Annotated in this window: 15 protein-coding genes; 8 read left to right on the top strand and 7 right to left on the bottom strand. The window is 75.8% G+C overall.

All coding sequences use genetic code 11. The features are described 5' to 3' along the window. The first annotated feature begins 108 nt into the window (after positions 1-108). On the top strand, positions 109-498 hold the full coding sequence (locus ACI79H_RS00575) for a hypothetical protein (RefSeq protein WP_456552423.1): 390 nt from the start codon (positions 109-111) through the stop codon (positions 496-498). 85 nt (positions 499-583) lie between these two features. Then, the gene (locus ACI79H_RS00570; protein WP_456552422.1) at positions 584-1,279 is read left to right on the top strand and encodes a DUF6766 family protein; all 696 of its coding nucleotides are present in this window, start codon (positions 584-586) and stop codon (positions 1,277-1,279) included. A 2-nt stretch (positions 1,280-1,281) separates the two neighbouring features. Here ACI79H_RS00570 and ACI79H_RS00565 read toward each other — a convergent pair whose 3' ends face one another. After that, on the bottom strand, positions 1,282-2,946 hold the full coding sequence (locus ACI79H_RS00565) for a SpoIIE family protein phosphatase (RefSeq protein ID WP_456552421.1): 1,665 nt from the start codon (positions 2,944-2,946) through the stop codon (positions 1,282-1,284). Positions 2,947-3,068: 122 nt separating this feature from the next. Next, positions 3,069-4,187 (bottom strand): spore photoproduct lyase family protein, encoded by a 1,119-nt coding sequence (locus ACI79H_RS00560; RefSeq protein ID WP_456552420.1) that lies wholly within the window; start codon positions 4,185-4,187, stop codon positions 3,069-3,071. 52 nt (positions 4,188-4,239) lie between these two features. Here ACI79H_RS00560 and ACI79H_RS00555 point away from each other — a divergent pair, with 52 nt between their 5' ends. Beyond that, positions 4,240-5,013: a LamB/YcsF family protein gene (locus tag ACI79H_RS00555; RefSeq protein ID WP_456552419.1), complete on the top strand. Its 774-nt coding sequence runs from the start codon at positions 4,240-4,242 to the stop codon at positions 5,011-5,013. 4 nt (positions 5,014-5,017) lie between these two features. On the opposite strand, the gene ACI79H_RS00550 is transcribed toward ACI79H_RS00555, so the two are convergent. Beyond that, complete coding sequence (locus ACI79H_RS00550) at positions 5,018-6,109, bottom strand: hypothetical protein (RefSeq protein WP_456552418.1); 1,092 nt, start codon at positions 6,107-6,109, stop codon at positions 5,018-5,020. Between the two features lie 50 nt (positions 6,110-6,159). On the opposite strand from ACI79H_RS00550, the gene ACI79H_RS00545 reads away from it, so the two are divergent. The 3 genes from ACI79H_RS00545 to ACI79H_RS00535 are packed head-to-tail and all read left to right on the top strand — an operon-like array spanning position 6,160 to position 8,664. Further along, complete coding sequence (locus ACI79H_RS00545; protein ID WP_456552417.1) at positions 6,160-6,789, top strand: 5-oxoprolinase subunit B family protein; 630 nt, start codon at positions 6,160-6,162, stop codon at positions 6,787-6,789. 1 nt (position 6,790) lies between these two features. Further along, complete coding sequence (locus ACI79H_RS00540) at positions 6,791-7,642, top strand: 5-oxoprolinase subunit C family protein (RefSeq protein ID WP_456552416.1); 852 nt, start codon at positions 6,791-6,793, stop codon at positions 7,640-7,642. Positions 7,643-7,689: 47 nt separating this feature from the next. Beyond that, positions 7,690-8,664: a patatin-like phospholipase family protein gene (locus ACI79H_RS00535; RefSeq protein ID WP_456552415.1), complete on the top strand. Its 975-nt coding sequence runs from the start codon at positions 7,690-7,692 to the stop codon at positions 8,662-8,664. Positions 8,665-8,676: 12 nt separating this feature from the next. Here ACI79H_RS00535 and ACI79H_RS00530 read toward each other — a convergent pair whose 3' ends face one another. From ACI79H_RS00530 to glgA, 4 genes are all read right to left on the bottom strand, one after another. Further along, positions 8,677-9,465, bottom strand: coding sequence for an ABC transporter ATP-binding protein (locus ACI79H_RS00530; protein WP_456552414.1), 789 nt, complete (start codon positions 9,463-9,465; stop codon positions 8,677-8,679). Continuing rightward, the gene (locus ACI79H_RS00525; RefSeq protein WP_456552413.1) at positions 9,462-10,559 is read right to left on the bottom strand and encodes a FecCD family ABC transporter permease; all 1,098 of its coding nucleotides are present in this window, start codon (positions 10,557-10,559) and stop codon (positions 9,462-9,464) included. Before ACI79H_RS00525 ends, ACI79H_RS00530 begins: the two co-directional genes overlap by 4 nt. An 11-nt stretch (positions 10,560-10,570) precedes the next feature. After that, on the bottom strand, positions 10,571-11,476 hold the full coding sequence (locus ACI79H_RS00520; protein WP_456552412.1) for an ABC transporter substrate-binding protein: 906 nt from the start codon (positions 11,474-11,476) through the stop codon (positions 10,571-10,573). Positions 11,477-11,771: 295 nt separating this feature from the next. Further along, entirely contained in the window at positions 11,772-12,959 is a 1,188-nt protein-coding gene (gene glgA, locus ACI79H_RS00515; RefSeq protein ID WP_456552411.1) for a glycogen synthase, read from the bottom strand. A gap of 103 nt (positions 12,960-13,062) precedes the next feature. On the opposite strand from glgA, the gene glgC reads away from it, so the two are divergent. Together glgC and ACI79H_RS00505 are read left to right on the top strand one after the other, a co-directional pair. Beyond that, entirely contained in the window at positions 13,063-14,283 is a 1,221-nt protein-coding gene (gene glgC, locus ACI79H_RS00510; RefSeq protein ID WP_456552410.1) for a glucose-1-phosphate adenylyltransferase, read from the top strand. A gap of 4 nt (positions 14,284-14,287) precedes the next feature. Further along, positions 14,288-14,788: a 2'-5' RNA ligase family protein gene (locus ACI79H_RS00505; protein WP_456552409.1), complete on the top strand. Its 501-nt coding sequence runs from the start codon at positions 14,288-14,290 to the stop codon at positions 14,786-14,788.

The raw sequence follows: 14,788 nt of genomic DNA, 5'->3' as shown, positions 1-14,788 counted from the left end.
CCGCTCGCCCGGTCGGGGGACCGACGTGTGACCGGCGGTGCGAGGCGGGTAGCCGCTCGGACGTCCGGCCGGGCAGCGCGCCGGACGAGGACCGCCCGAGGAGGAGTCGTGCGCAGAACCGGAGCACCGCTCGCCGGGCTCGTGGCCCTGGCGCTGCTGACCGGGTGCGCCGCCGGGGCGGAGGACGGCGCGCGGGCGGTCGCCGTGGCGTTCGAGGACCCCGGCGGGGATCCGGCGGAGCGCTGCGAGCTCCTGGCGCCGGCCACCCGGGCAGCTCTGGAGCAGGACGCGGCAGCCCCGTGCGGGGAGGCGATCGGCGAGCTGCCCCTGCCCGGGGGCGGGGTGACGTCGGTCGCCGTCTGGGGCGGCGACGCGCAGGTGCGCATCGGGGGAGACGTGGTCTTCCTGACCGAGACGTCCGACGGCTGGCGGGTCACCGCCGCGGCGTGCGAGCCGCGATCGGAACGGCCCTACGACTGCGAGGTGGAGGGGGCGTGAAGGGCGTCAAGGCGGTGTACGTGGTGTACCTCGTGGTCGTCCTGCTCGGGATCGGCTACGCGTTCCTGCTGGCGGCGACGGGTCGATGAGCGGCGTCGAGGAACCGGAGTACGGCTTCCTGCGCAACAACGCGCTCAGCCTCGCCTTCGGCGCGCTGTTCCTCGTCACCCTCGCCGGCCAGGCCGTTTCCGGGAACGCGGACTTCAACGCCCAGCAGCTGGCGAACGGGCTGGAACCGGTCGGGCTGCTGGACTACGTGACCTCGTCGTCGTTCATGGTCGACGTGATGGAGAACTGGCAGTCCGAGTACCTGCAGTTCTTCCTGTACGTCTTCGCGACAGTGTGGCTGGTGCAGAAGGGCTCGAGCGAGTCCAAGGAACCGGGCGAGGAGGGTGCCGAGAGCGACCGGGAGCAGCGGGTCGGCGGGCACGCGCTGGCCGATTCGCCGTCCTGGGTGCGGTCGGGCGGCTGGCGGACGACGCTGTTCTCGCGGTCGCTCGGGGTGGTGATGGGTGTGCTGTTCCTGCTGACCTGGGCGGCGTCCGCGGTCACCGGGTGGGTCGCCTACAACGGCGAGCAGCTGGGTCAGCGGCAGGACCCGGTGTCCTTCGCGGGGTACCTCGGCGAGGCCGATCTCTGGAACCGCAGCTTCCAGAACTGGCAGTCGGAGATGCTGGCGGTGGGGTCGATGGCGATCTTCGCGGTGTACCTCCGGCAGCGGGGGTCGCCGGAGTCCAAGCCGGTGGGCGTGGCGCACGCCGACACCGGCCAGACCGGCTGAGCTCAGGCGGGGACGGCGAGCGCCAGCAGCGCCATGTCGTCGGCCTCGTGGTGCGACCCGGCCACCTGCGCCTCGACCGCCGCCGCCACGGCCGCGACGGCGCCCTCGGCCTCCGCGCAGCCCGCGTCGGCGAGCAGCCGCTGGAGGGCCTCCTCGCCGAACTGGTCGCCGGCGTCGTCCCGGGCCTCGGTGACGCCGTCGGTGTAGAGCAGCAGCGTGCTGCCCGCGGGCAGCTCGACGGTGTCGTCGGTGAACACCGTGGCGGCGTCCACGCCCAGCGGTGCGGCCGGCCGGCCCAGCGGCGCGACCACGCCGTCGGGCGTGCGCAGCAGGGGCGGCGGGTGCCCGGCGATGCTGAGGCCGATCCGGCGGCCCGCAGGGCCGTTCTCGAGCACCAGGCAGCAGGCGGTGACGAACCGCAGCGGGCCCTCGGCCTGCTCGTGCAGCAGCGCGGCGTTGACCGCCGCGAGCACGGCGGCCGGGCAGCCGGCGGCCGAGGCGGCCCGGGCGGTGTGCCGGGTCAGGGCGGTGAGCGCCGCCGCCTCCGCGCCGGTGCCGCAGACGTCGGCGATCAGCGCCATCCACCGCCCGTCGGGCAGCGGCATGACGTCGTAGGTGTCGCCCCCGACCAGGGCCGCACCGCCGCCGGCGCGGTAGCGCGAGGCCAGCTCGACGCCGGGCACCGTCGGCAGGTGCGAGGGCAGCAGGCTGCGCTGCAGCGTCTCGGCCAGGCAGCGCATCTCGGACTCCGCGCGCAGCCGGCCGAGGAACTGGCCGACCTGGCGGCCGGCGTGCGCCAGCACCTCGACCAGCTCCGGCGGCACGGTGCGCTGGGTGCGCGAGAACAGCTCGCAGACGCCGAGCACCGCCTCGCCGCGCAGCACCGGGAAGGCCACGGCGGTGCGGACGTCGTCGGCGCGCGCGGCCTCCTGGCGCAGGAACCGCGGGTCGTGCCACAGGTCCTCGACGACCACCGGTGCGCGCCGGGACCGGACCAGCCCGGGGACGCCCTCCCCGCGGCCGAACGTGCGGCGGGTCTCCGCGCGCAGGGCGGGCACGTCGATGCCCGGGGCGGTCCAGGTGCCGGCGTGGACGAGGCGGCCGCTGTGCTCGTCGGCCTCCCACAGCACGGCGGCGTCCCAGTCCAGCTCGGTGCACAGCGTGGGCAGCAGCCGCTGGAAGGCGAGGTCGGCGTCCGTGGCCTCGGTCAAAGCGGCGGTGACCCGGAGGGTCGCGGCCAGGTAGCGGCTGACCTGCAGCTGGCGCTCGAGCAGCACCGTGGCGCCGGCGTCCCGCAGCACGCAGACGACCGAGCGCTGCTCCGGTGCAGCCCCGGGGTGCGGCTCGACGCGGGCCACCGTGAGGTCGACGACGACCTCGTGCCCCGCGGCGTGGAACAGCGGGAGCTGGGTGGTGCGGCCGAGCAGCTCGCCCTGGCCGGTCGCCAGCGGACGCAGCCGGCCGCCGTCACCGCCGGAGCGGAACCGCCGGGGCAGCGCGTTGGTCAGCGTGCGGCCGATCAGCGCCGCGGGGTCGTGCCCGAGCAGGGTGCGGATGGCCGGGTTCGCGTAGCTGATCCGGCCGGAGGCGTCGGCGACGACGACGGCGTCGGGGAGGGCGTCCAGCAGGGTCTCCGGTGGTACGGCGGACAGGTGCCCGAGGTTCATCGGCACCGGCCCCCTCGGCGTCGGACGATCACTACGCGTACGACCATGTCACACGAACGGTGACCTTTTGAAGACTTGGTGTCGACATGTGTTCTCGTCGACACCACCCTTGCCGATCGCGCTCAGAAGGCGTATCGGATGCGCAACCAGGGCGCGTGCAGCTCGATGAGTCGTTGCAGTCGCTGTACCCCGTCCCGCTTGACGTCGTTGCGGTAGCGGACGTTCAGCTGCCCGTTCTCGCTGCGCTTGGGCTGCTGCAGCTCCGGCCGCCACAGCAGCTCCTCCGCCTTGGGGTGCCAGCCCAGGTTGACCTCGTGCAGGTCGCGGTTGTGGGTGAGCAGGATGACCTCGGCCGCGGCCTGCGCCTTGGCGGCGGGGGAGAGCTCGTCGTCCAGTCGCTGCAACAACGCGGCCCAGGCCGGCTCCCAGCCCTCGCGGAGCACGACCGGGGACAGGTTGAGGTGCACCTCGTACCCGGCGGCCACGAAGTCGTCGACCGCCGCGATCCGCTCGGCGACGCGGCTGGTGCGGACGTCGAGCAGCTGGGCGTCGTCCTCCGGCATGACGGAGAACCGGATGCGGGTGCGGCCGGCCGGGTCGAGGTCGAGCAGCTGCCGGTTGACGTACTTGGTCGCGAACGAGGCCTTGGCCGTGGGCAGCTCGCGGAAGGTGGCGACCAGGTCGGCGACGTTGTCGCTCACCAGCGCGTCGACCGAGCAGTCGCCGTTCTCGCCGATGTCGTAGACCCAGCTGTCCTGGTCGACCTGGTTCGGCTCGGTCTTGGGCCCCTGCCGGGCGACGTGCCGCCGCAGGTACCCGGTGATCTGCTCGATGTTGGTGAAGACGGTGATCGGGTTGGCGTAGCCCTTGCGCCGCGGCACGTAGCAGTAGGCGCACGCCATGGCGCAGCCGTTCGCCGTCGAGGGCCCGATCCAGTCGGCGGACCGGCCGTTGGGCCGGGCGGAGAGCGACTTCTTGACGCCCAGCACGAGGGTCTCGGTCTTGACCCGCACCCAGCGCTCGACGTTGCCCTCGTTGCCGTGCAGCTCGGGGATCTGCCAGTGGGAGGGCACCTCGACGACCGCGGCGTCCGGGAAGCGGCCGAGCACCTGCCGGCCGCGCGGGCTGTCCAGGGCGGCGGGCTCGGCGTAGATGCGGCGCACCTGCAGCAGGCGGTTGGGCGGTGCGGGGGTGGTCGGCGGCTCGGGGTCGAAGAGCGTCAGCGGCTCGGCCGGTGCCATGCCAGGGACAGCGCCTGCCGGGGAAGTCGCATTCCGGTGCCAGACTGCGCCGGTGACCACATCCGGGGCCCGCGCGATCGACCTCAACGCCGACCTCGGCGAGGGCTTCGGGGTCTGGCGGCTGGGTGACGACGACGCCCTGCTCGAGGTGGTCACGAGCGCCAACGTCGCCTGCGGCTTCCACGCCGGGGACCCGAGCACCATGCGCCGCGTCTGCGCCGCCGCGGCGGCGTCGGGCGTCGCCGTCGGGGCGCAGGTCTCCTACCGGGACCTGGCCGGCTTCGGCCGCCGGTTCGTCGACGTCGAACCGGGTGAGCTGGCCGACGACGTGCTCTACCAGCTGGCCGCCCTCGACGGCGTCGCGCGCGCGACCGGCGGCCGGGTGCGCTACGTCAAGCCGCACGGCGCGCTCTACAACGCCACCGTCGCGCACGAGGCGCAGGCCCGCGCGGTGGTCGAGGCCGTGGCCGCGTACGACCCGGCGCTGCCCGTGCTCGGGCTGCCGGGCTCGGCGCTGCTGCGGGCGGCCGAGGCGGCCGGGCTGCGACCGGTGGCCGAGGGCTTCGCCGACCGCGGCTACACGCCGGACGGGACGCTGGTGCCCCGGAGCGAGCCCGGCGCGCTGGTGCACGACCCCGGCGAGGTGGCCGGACGGGCGGTGCGGATGGCGGTCGAGGGCACGGTCCTCGCCGTCGACGGGACCGCCGTGCGCGCCGACGTCGCCTCGATCTGCGTGCACGGCGACACCCCGCGCGCGGTCGACCTGGCCCGGGCCGTGCGGACGGCGCTCGGCCAGGCCGACGTCGAGCTGCGGCCGTTCACCTGAGCGGTCAGCCCGCGGGCTGCGGCTCGGCGGGTTCCACGGCGTCGCTGCCCGGCCGGTAGGTGTAGGCCGCCTCCCGCACGGCCTCGTCGGTCTCCAGCCCGGCGCCCAGCGCACCGCCGACGGTGGCCAGCGAGCTGATCAGCCAGGCCAGCTCGAGGTGGTCGGTCAGGCCGGCCGGGTGCCCCAGCGCCTCGCTGAACAGCGGGTCGACGACGAGCAGCAGCGCACCGAGCAGCGCCAGGACGAACAGGGCCGCGTACAGCGACAGCACGCCGATGACCACCGTGCCCAGGGTTGCCAGGTTGAACAGGGTGACCTGCTTGCGCACCCGGCGCGAGCGGGCCCGCTCCCACAGCTCCGCGCCGACGACGAGGGTGACGGCGGTGGCCACGACCGAGCCGACCGCGACGACGCTCAGCCGCACCGAGCCGAACACGTCGGCCAGCCGCCAGATGTCGGGCGTGATGAGCGCGAACACCCCGGCCGCGATGGCGGCGGTCAGCGCCCGGGACAGCCGGATGGCCAGCCGCCACGGCCGGTTGGCCCGCACCATGCCGACCAGCATCGAGAGGTTCCCGGTGAGCACCCGGGCGGTGAACCGGACGCCCTCGGTGGAGTCCGCCGGGTCGACGGCCAGCTGCCGCAGCCGGCGGCTGATGGCGGCGCGGTCGCCGGCATCGTCGGGCTCGCCGTCGCCGGCCAGCGCCTGCACGAGGCCGACGGCGGTCTGCAGCGCCCGCCGGCGGCGACCCACCGCACCCAGCCCGGGCAGGGAGAGGACCGCGACGGAGTGCACCGGGCTGGCGTGCCCGACGACGGGGCGCCGGTCGCGCTCCAGCGGCACGTCGGTGAGGCACACCGCGAGGTCCCAGTCCTCGCGCAGCAGCCGGTCCCGCGTCGCGGTCACCAGCTCGGCGTCGTCGGCCGGCGGCTGGACCAGCCCGTTCTCGACCGAGCGCACCTGCCAGGCCACCTCGGGGTGCTGCGCCGAGAGCTCGGCGGCGAGCTCGTCGCAGAGGCTCGCGGCGAGGGCGGCGGCCGCTCCGGGTGCGGCCACCAGGCCGACGACGACCACGGGCGGGGCGAGCTCCGCCACGGCGGGTTCCTCCTGCGGATCGGGGGTGGTGGGTCGGCCATCATGATCCGGTGGAGCGGATACGGGCCGGCATCCGGGTGCTGCCGTACGGCGACCGCGCCCTGCTGGTCGAGGTGGACGACGCCGGCGAGGTCGCGGCCGTGCGACGCGCGCTGGCGGCCGCCCCGCTGCCCGGGCAGCGGGAGCTCGTGCCGGCGGCGCGCACGGTGCTCGTCGTCCTGGACCGGCTCCCGACGGACCTCGACGCGGCGGCGCTGCGCCGGCTGCCGCTGTCCGACGGCGGACCGCAGGACGCGGTCGCGTCGGTGACCCTGCCGGTCGTCTTCGACGGCCCCGACCTGGCCGAGGTCGCCGGCCTGGTCGGCTGCACCGCGCCCGAGCTCGTGGCGGCGCTGACCGGCGCGCAGCTCACCGTCGCCTTCGGCGGTTTCGCCCCGGGCTTCGGCTACCTCACCGGCCTGCCGCCCGAGCTGCACGTGCCGCGCCGGGCGACGCCGCGCACCCGGGTCCCTGCCGGCGCGGTCGCGCTGGCCGGCCCGTACGCGGGCGTCTACCCGCGCTCCTCGCCCGGCGGATGGCAGCTGGTCGGCCGCACCGACGCGGTGCTGTTCGACGTCGACCGGGAGCCGCCCGCGCTGCTGGCCCCCGGTACGCGCGTGCGCTTCCGAGGGGTGGGCTGACGTGCTCGCCGTCCTGGCGCCCGGTCCGCTCACGACCGTGCAGGACCGCGGCCGCCCCGGGTTCGCCGCCATCGGGGTGACCCGGTCCGGCGCCGCCGACGCTCTGGCGGCTGGGCTGGCGAACCGGCTGGTCGGCAACCGGCCGGAGGCGGCCCTGCTCGAGGTGACCGCCGGGGGGCTCCGCGTGCGGGCGGGCCGCACCGTGCTGGTCGCGGTCACCGGGGCGCCGGTGCCGGTGGTGGTCGACGGCCGGCCGGCGCCGTTCGCCGCGCCGATGACGTTGCCGGCCGGCGCCGTGGTGCAGCTCGGGCAGCCGCGGGCGGGACTGCGCAGCTACGTCGCCGTGCGCGGCGGCATCGGCGTCCCCCCGGTGCTGGGGTCGCGCAGCACCGACACGCTCTCCGGCCTGGGCCCGCCGCCGCTCACCGCCGGCACGCTGCTGCCGGTCGGCGACCTCGCCGCCGACGAGCCGGTCGTGGACGTCGCCCCCGTCGGGCCGCCGCCGGACCGGCCGGTGCTCCGGGTGCTGCCGGGCCCGCGCCGCGACTGGCTGGACGACGCCGCGTGGGCCGCGCTCACGACGCAGGGGTGGGTGGTCGCGGCGGACAGCGACCGCGTCGGCCTGCGGCTGACCGGCCCGCGGCTGACCCGCGCCCGCGAGGGCGAGCTGCCCAGCGAGGGGCTGGTGGCCGGCGCGGTCCAGGTGCCACCCGACGGCGCCCCGGTGCTCTTCCTCGCCGACCACCCGGTGACCGGCGGCTACCCGGTGCTCGCCGTCGTCGTCACCGCCGACCTGCCGCTGGCCGCGCAGCTGCGCCCGGGGGACGGCGTGCGGTTCCGGGCGGTCGGCTGAGCCGCCGTCCGGCTGCCGGGTCCCGCCGGGCGGGGGAAACTGGTGGTGTGACGCGCGTCGGCCTGGTCCTGGGCGCCGGCGGTGTGGTCGGGCAGGCCTACCACGCCGGCGTCCTCGCCGTGCTCGAGCACGACCTCGGTTTCGACCCCCGGACGGCCGACCTGGTCGTCGGCACCTCCGCCGGCTCCATCACCGGCACGCTGCTGCGGCTCGGCGTCCGGGCCGAGGACCTCGCCGCCTGGACCGTGAAGGCGCCGCTCTCCGACGAGGGCGACGTGCTGCAGCAGATCGCCGGCACGGAGGTGCCCGAGCTGGCGCCGTTCCGCCCGGTCGAGCTGCTGCGCCGGCCGATGCGGCTGCCCGCCGTGGGGATGGTGCGCCGGGCCGTCGCCCGGCCGTGGCGCTTCCGGCCGCTGGCGGCCGCCTCGGTCCTCGTGGCCCCCGGGCGGCGGGACATCGGCGAGCAGCTCGCCGCGCTCCGCGAGCTGGAGCAGCCCGGCTGGCCGGAGCCCCCGCTGTGGATCTGCGCCGTCCACCGGCACGACGGCGGCCGGGTCGTGTTCGGCCGTCCAGGCGGGCCGACCCCGCCGATCCACCTGGCCGTCGCCGCCTCCTGCGCGGTGCCCGGCTACTTCGCGCCGGTCGAGATCGGCGCGCACACCTACGTCGACGGCGGCGTCCACTCACCCACGAACGCGGCGCTGCTGCGCGGCTGCGGCCTCGACCTCGCGATCGTCGTCGCGCCGATGAGCGGGCCCGCCGGCGCGTCGCTCAGCGTCTACGCGGCCTCGCGCCGGCACTCCGCCCGGCTGCTCCGCCAGGAGGTGCGGGCGCTCGAGGCGGCCGGCGTCCGGACCGTGGTCTTCACCCCGGGTCCCGCGGAGCAGGCGGTGATGGGCGACGACATGATGGCGCGGCACCGCCTGGACGAGGTGATCCAGCAGTCGTTCCTCGCCGCGGGTGCGCACGCCGCGCGACCGGAGGTCGGCGACCTCATCCGCGCCGCCGTCGCCGACCGGTAGCCGGCGGCGGCGTCACCGCAGCGGCAGCACCGCGGGGCCGTCCGGCCCGGGCACGACGTGCGCGCGGGCGCCGTAGTGCGCGGCCAGCGCCTCGGGGGTGAGCACCTCGGCCGGCGTGCCGTCGGCGACCACGCGGCCGCCGGCGAGCAGGGTCAGCCGATCGGCGTACTGGCCGGCCAGGGTCAGGTCGTGCAGCGTGCTGACCACGGTCAGCCCGTCCTCGCGGCGCAGCCGGTCCAGCAGGTCGAGCACCTGCTGCGCGTGGCCGAGGTCCAGCGCCGCGGTCGGCTCGTCGAGGAACAGCACCCGCGGTCGCTGGGCCAGCGCGCGGGCCAGGACGGCGCGCTGCTGCTCACCCCCGGAAAGCGTGACCACCAGACGGTCGGCCAGCGCCTCGAGCCCCAGGCGCGCCATGACGTCGGCGACGACGTCGCGGTCGACCCGCCGCGGCGCCGCCAGCAGCGGGCGGTGCGGGGTGCGGCCCAGCGCCACGTAGTCCGCGGTGCTGATGCCCTCGGGCAGCACCGGCTGCTGCGGTGCGTAGGCCAGCAGGCGGGCGCGCTCGCGGCGCGGCAGCCCCGTGGTCGGGACGCCGTCGACGCGCACCTGGCCCTCGTGCGGCTGCAGGCCGAGCACCGAGCGCAGCAGCGTCGACTTGCCCGAGCCGTTGGGCCCGATGACGGCCAGCCACCCGCCCGGCTCGACGGTGAAGCGCACCGAGTCCAGCACCCGGGTGCGGCCGTAGGCGGCGCCGAGGCCGACCACCTCGACGCGGGCGCCGTGCACGCGCTGCCTGCTCACCGGCGCCGCGCCCCCGCCCACAGCAGCGCGGCGAAGAAGGGCGCGCCGACGCAGGCGGTGACCACGCCGATGGGCAGCTCCGCCGGCGCCAGCACCACCCGCGCTACCAGGTCGGCCAAGACCAGGAACGCACCGCCGGCCAGCAGGGACAGCGGCAGGACGCGGGTGTAGGAGCCACCGGCCAGCCGCCGCACGATGTGCGGGACGACCAGGCCGACGAAGCCGATGAGGCCGCTCACCGCCACGGCCGACGCGGTGGCCAGGGACGCGGCGAGGATGACCAGCAACCGCAGCCGGCCCGGGTGCACGCCCAGCGAGGCGGCCTCGTCGTCACCGACGGCGAGCACGTCGAGCGCGCGGCCGCAGAAGAGCAGGATTCCGCAGGAGAGGCCGAGGTAGGGGAGGACCAGCGCGATGTCCGACCAGCGGGAGCTGCCCAGCTGGCCGATCATCCAGCCGTAGATCTCGCGCAGGTCGTCGGTGTTCTGCTGCTGCACCAGCGTCTGCGCGGCGGACAGGAAGGCGGCGACGGCGATGCCGGCGAGCAGCAGCGTCGGGCTGTGCGAGCCGCCCGCGACGGTGCCCAGCGCGAGCGCGCAGCCGACCCCCACGAGCGCGCCCGCGAAGGCGGCCAGCGGGACGATCCCCACCGGGCCGAGCGACTGGACCGGCGCGTAGGCGATGGTCAGGGTGGCCCCGAGCCCCGCACCGGCCGCGGCCCCGAGCAGGTAGGGGTCGGCGAGCGGGTTGCGGAACACCCCCTGGTAGCCGGCCCCGGCGACGGCCAGCGCCCCGCCGACGAGGACGGCGAGCACCACGCGCGGCAGCCGCAGCTGCAGCAGCACGGCCTCCTGGGTGCCCTCGAGCCCGCCGGGCAGGTCGACGCCGAGCGGGCCGAGGAGCCGGTCCAGCAGCGTGACGACCACGCCGCCGGGGGCCAGGGGCACCGCGCCCACCCAGATGCCGGCGAGGACCGCGGCGAGGAGCACCGGCACCGCCACGCCGTAGACCAGGGCGGCCGACCGGCGGGGACGCGCCGCACCCGGCCCGGCCGTCGGGCGGCCGGACCGGGTGCGGGAGGTGGTGGTGCTCACGGGCGCGGCGCTCAGCCCTGCAGGACCCCGGCCACGCCCTCGGCGAAGTCCGCGACGCGCGGGCCCCAGCGGGACACGACGTCGTCGTCGGCCTCGACGATGCGCCCGTCGACCACCGCGGGCACGGTGCCGAACGCCGGGCGCTGGGCGACGGTCTGCGCGCTCTCGCCGCAGCACTTGGTGTCGGCCAGGACGATGAGGTCCGGCGCCTGCTCGACGACGTACTCCGCCGACAGCTGCGGGTAGCCGCCGCTGGGGTCGGGCGCGCCGTCGGCGATGTTCTCCAGGCCGAACAGCGTGTAGATGCTGCCGATGAAGGTGGAGCTGTCCGCGGAGTACAGACCCGGGTCCAGCTCGTGGTAGACCCGCTGACCCGAGACGTCGGTGGAGACCGACGCGACGGCGGCCTCGATGCGGTCCTGCACGTCGGCCGCCGCCTCGGCCGCCTCCTCGGCGTGACCGGTGGCCTCGCCGAGCAGCTCCATCTGCGCGTAGGTGTCGTCGAGCTCCTCGGCCGCACCGAGCAGCAGCACCGGGACGTCGAGCCCCTCGAGCGCGTCGACGATGCCGTTGATGTCGTCGCTGAGGACCACCAGGTCCGGCGCGTACCCGACGATCGCCTCGGCATTGGGGGTGAAGGACGACAGGTCGGTCGTCGGCACGCCCTCGGGGAAGTTGGAGTTGCTGTCGACCGCCTCGACCTGATCGCCGGCGCCGATGGCGAAGAGCATCTCGGTGGCCGAGGGCGACATGGAGACGATCGCCTCGGGCTGCTCCTCGATGGTCACCTCGCCGTTGTCGGCGGTGAGGGTGACCGGGAAGTCGGCGGCCTCCGACGAGGGGGCCGCCGAGCCGGCGGCGTCGTCGGAGGAGTCGTCACCGCAGGCGGTGAGGCTCAGCAGCAGCGCCGCGGGCACGGCGACGAGGCGCAGTCGCGACGTGGACCGCGCGGCCCGGGGAAGGGAACCGGACAAGAGGAGGGCCTCCAGGGGAGGCGGAGGGCGTCGCTCCCGAGCTGACCCGACGCCCGATGCGCGACCCCTGCCGCGAGGGTCGGTTGCATGGCGCAGAGCAGGCGATCTGGCTCGGGCCCCGCTGCCTCGTGCAGGGGGGCCTCTCACAGTTGCGGGACAGCGCCGGATTCGCACCGGACTTCGCTGCTGCTGCGCCACCGGCGCACGGGCCGGCGGGGGAAAGGTACCAGCGGCGCGGCTACCGCCGCGCCGCCAGGACGGCCGCGTAGACCTCGACGGTCTGCCGGGCGATCGCCGGCCAGCCGAACTCGGCGAGCACCCGCTCGCGGCCCGCCGCGCCCATCCGCGCCGCCCGGTCGGGGTCGCGCAGCAGCTCGGTCATCCGGGCGGCCAGCCCGCTCGCGAACGCGTGGGCGTCCTCCGGGTCGTAGGGCACCAGCAGCCCGGTGCGGCCGTCGTCGACGACCTCGGGGATGCCGCCCACGGCGCTGGCGACGACGGCGGTGCCGCAGGCCGCGGCCTCCAGGTTCACGATGCCCAGCGGCTCGTAGACCGACGGGACGACGAACACCGTGGCGCCGGAGATGAGCGGCACGAGCTGCTCGCGCGGCAGCATCGCCTCGATCCACACCACGCCCTCGCGGCGGGCCTGCAGCGCGGCGACGGCGTCGGCCACCTGCTCGCGCTCGGCCGGGGTGTCCGCGGCACCGGCGCACAGCACCAGGCCGACGTCCGGCGGCAGCTGCTCGGCCGCGGCCAGCAGGTGGACCAGCCCCTTCTGGCGGGTGATCCGGCCGACGAACAGCGCGTAGGGCCGGTCGGGGTCGACGCCCAGCGCGCGCACCGTGTCCGGGGCGTGGACCGGGCGGTAGGCCTCGGCGTCCACCCCGTTGCCGACGACGTGCACGCGGGCGGGATCGAGGTCGGGGTAGACGTCGAGCACGTCGGTGCGCATGCCGGCGCTCACGGCGATCACGGCGTCGGCGGCGAGGTAGGCCGTCCGCTCCGCCCACGAGGAGAGGCGGTAGCCGCCGGCCAGCTGGTCGGCCTTCCACGGCCGGCGGGGCTCGAGCGAGTGCGCGGTGACGACGTGCGGGGCGCCGTGCACCAGGGCGGCCAGCAGCCCGGCGGTGTTGGCGTACCAGGTGTGGCTGTGCACGACGTCGGCGTCGGCGAGGGCGGCGGCGATCTCGACGTCCACCCCCAGCGCCTGGAGCGCGCCGTTGGCCTCCCGCAGCCCGGCGGGGACGGCGTGCGCGGTGGCGTCGTCCCGGGGGCCGCCGAAGCAGTGCACGTCGACGTCGAGGGCGCGGTCGTCCGCTCCGGCCGGCAGCCCGCGGAGCGCGGCGACCAGGTGCTCGACGTGCACGCCGGCGCCTCCGTAGACGTCCGGCGGCCACTCACGGGTCACGATGCCGATGCGCACGAGGTCACCGTAAGGGCACCGCCCGCATGCCGGGATGCCCCTCAGGGGTGGTCCCGTAGCCCGCGGAGGAGTGGCCGGGGCCACCGGGGGATACGTTGCGGGCATGCGCGGCGCTCCTCGGGTTCTCGGCATCGTCCTGGCGGGCGGTGAGGGGAAGCGGCTGGCGCCGCTGACCCAGGACCGCGCGAAGCCGGCGGTGCCCTTCGGCGGCAACTACCGCCTCATCGACTTCGTGCTCTCCAACCTGGTCAACGGCGACATCCGGCAGATCGCCGTGCTGACCCAGTACAAGAGCCACAGCCTCGACCGGCACATCACCACGACCTGGCGGATGTCGCAGCTGCTCGGCGGCTACGTCGCCCCCATGCCGGCGCAGCAGCGGCTGGGCCCGCGCTGGTACACCGGCAGCGCCGACGCGATCTTCCAGAGCCTCAACCTGATCTACGACGAGCGGCCGGAGATCGTCGTCGTCTTCGGGGCCGACCACGTCTACCGCATGGACCCGCGGCAGATGATCGACCAGCACCTGCAGACCGGTGCCGGGGTGACGATCGCCGGGCTGCGCGTGCCGCGGCGGGATGCCACCGAGTTCGGCGTCATCGACGCCGACGCGGAAGGCCGGGTGCGCGGCTTCCTGGAGAAGCCGGCCGACCCCCCGGGCCTGCCGGACTCGCCCGAGGAGAGCTTCGCCTCCATGGGCAACTACGTGTTCACCACCGACGCCCTGCTCGAGGCGCTGCGGACCGACGCCGCCGACGAGAACTCCGTGCACGACATGGGCGGTTCGATCATGCCGATGCTGGCCGCGGCGGGGGAGGCGTGGGTCTACGACTTCTCCACCAACGTCGTCCCCGGGGCCACCGAGCGCGACCACGGCTACTGGCGCGACGTCGGGACCATCGACTCCTACTACGACGCGCACATGGACCTGGTCTCGGTCACCCCCGTCTTCAACCTCTACAACGACCGCTGGCCGATCTACACCCTGCCTCCGCAGCTGCCCCCGGCGAAGTTCGTGCTGGGGGGACGGGCCGAGGAGTCGATGGTCAGCGCCGGCGCGATCATCGGCGGTGGCTCGGTGCACGGGTCGGTCGTCTCGCCCGGGGTCCGGGTCGAGCAGGGTGCGCGCGTCGTGGGCAGCGTCGTCATGGACGGCGCGTACATCGGCGAGGGCGCCGTCGTGCACAAGGCGATCCTGGACAAGAACGCCGTCGTCCCCGCCGGCGCGCGCATCGGCGTGGATCTCGACGCCGACCGGGAGCGCTACCACGTGAGCGCCGGCGGCGTGACCGTGCTCGGCAAGGGCGCCCGCGCCTTCGTCTGAACGGATGCCGGAGCCGCTGATCGTCACGCTGCTGCTGGACGACGCCGACCAGCAGCGGTTCGACCGGCTGAGAGCCGAGCACTTCCCGCCGGAGCGCAACGTCCTGCAGGCGCACGTGACGCTGTTCCACGCGCTGCCCGGAGAGCACCTCGACGCGGTGCGGGCCGACCTCGCCGCGGCCGCGGACCGCCCCCCGTTCGACGTCGCCGTCACCGGTGTGCGCTCGCTGGGGCGCGGGGTCGCGTACGTGCTGGAGTCCGGGACGCTGGCCGCCCTGCGCGCCGGCCTGGCGTCGGCGTGGGCGCCGTGGCTCACCCCGCAGGACCGGCAGCGGCACTCGCCGCACGTCACCGTGCAGAACAAGGTGGAGCCCGCCGTCGCCCGCGCGCTGCGCGACCGGCTGCTGATGGGGTTCGCGCCCCACGACGTCCGGGCCCGCGGGCTGGGTCTGTGGCGCTACCTCGGCGGCCCGTGGGAGCCGCTCGGCGAGCACGCCTTCGGCTGA

Source organism: Blastococcus sp. SYSU D01042, from assembly GCF_054050515.1.
Note: the sequence above shows the minus strand (reverse complement) of the source record. Positions and strands in the feature narration are given on the sequence as shown.

Excerpts from the sequence above, each read along its gene's own strand:
- ACI79H_RS00565 (WP_456552421.1), bottom strand. The coding sequence starts at position 2,946 with ATGAACCTCGGGCACCTGTCCGCCGTACCACCGGAGACCCTGCTGGAC.
- ACI79H_RS00570 (WP_456552422.1), top strand. The coding sequence starts at position 584 with ATGAGCGGCGTCGAGGAACCGGAGTACGGCTTCCTGCGCAACAACGCG.
- ACI79H_RS00505 (WP_456552409.1), top strand. The coding sequence starts at position 14,288 with ATGCCGGAGCCGCTGATCGTCACGCTGCTGCTGGACGACGCCGACCAG.
- glgC (WP_456552410.1), top strand. The coding sequence starts at position 13,063 with ATGCGCGGCGCTCCTCGGGTTCTCGGCATCGTCCTGGCGGGCGGTGAG.
- ACI79H_RS00560 (WP_456552420.1), bottom strand. The coding sequence starts at position 4,187 with ATGGCACCGGCCGAGCCGCTGACGCTCTTCGACCCCGAGCCGCCGACC.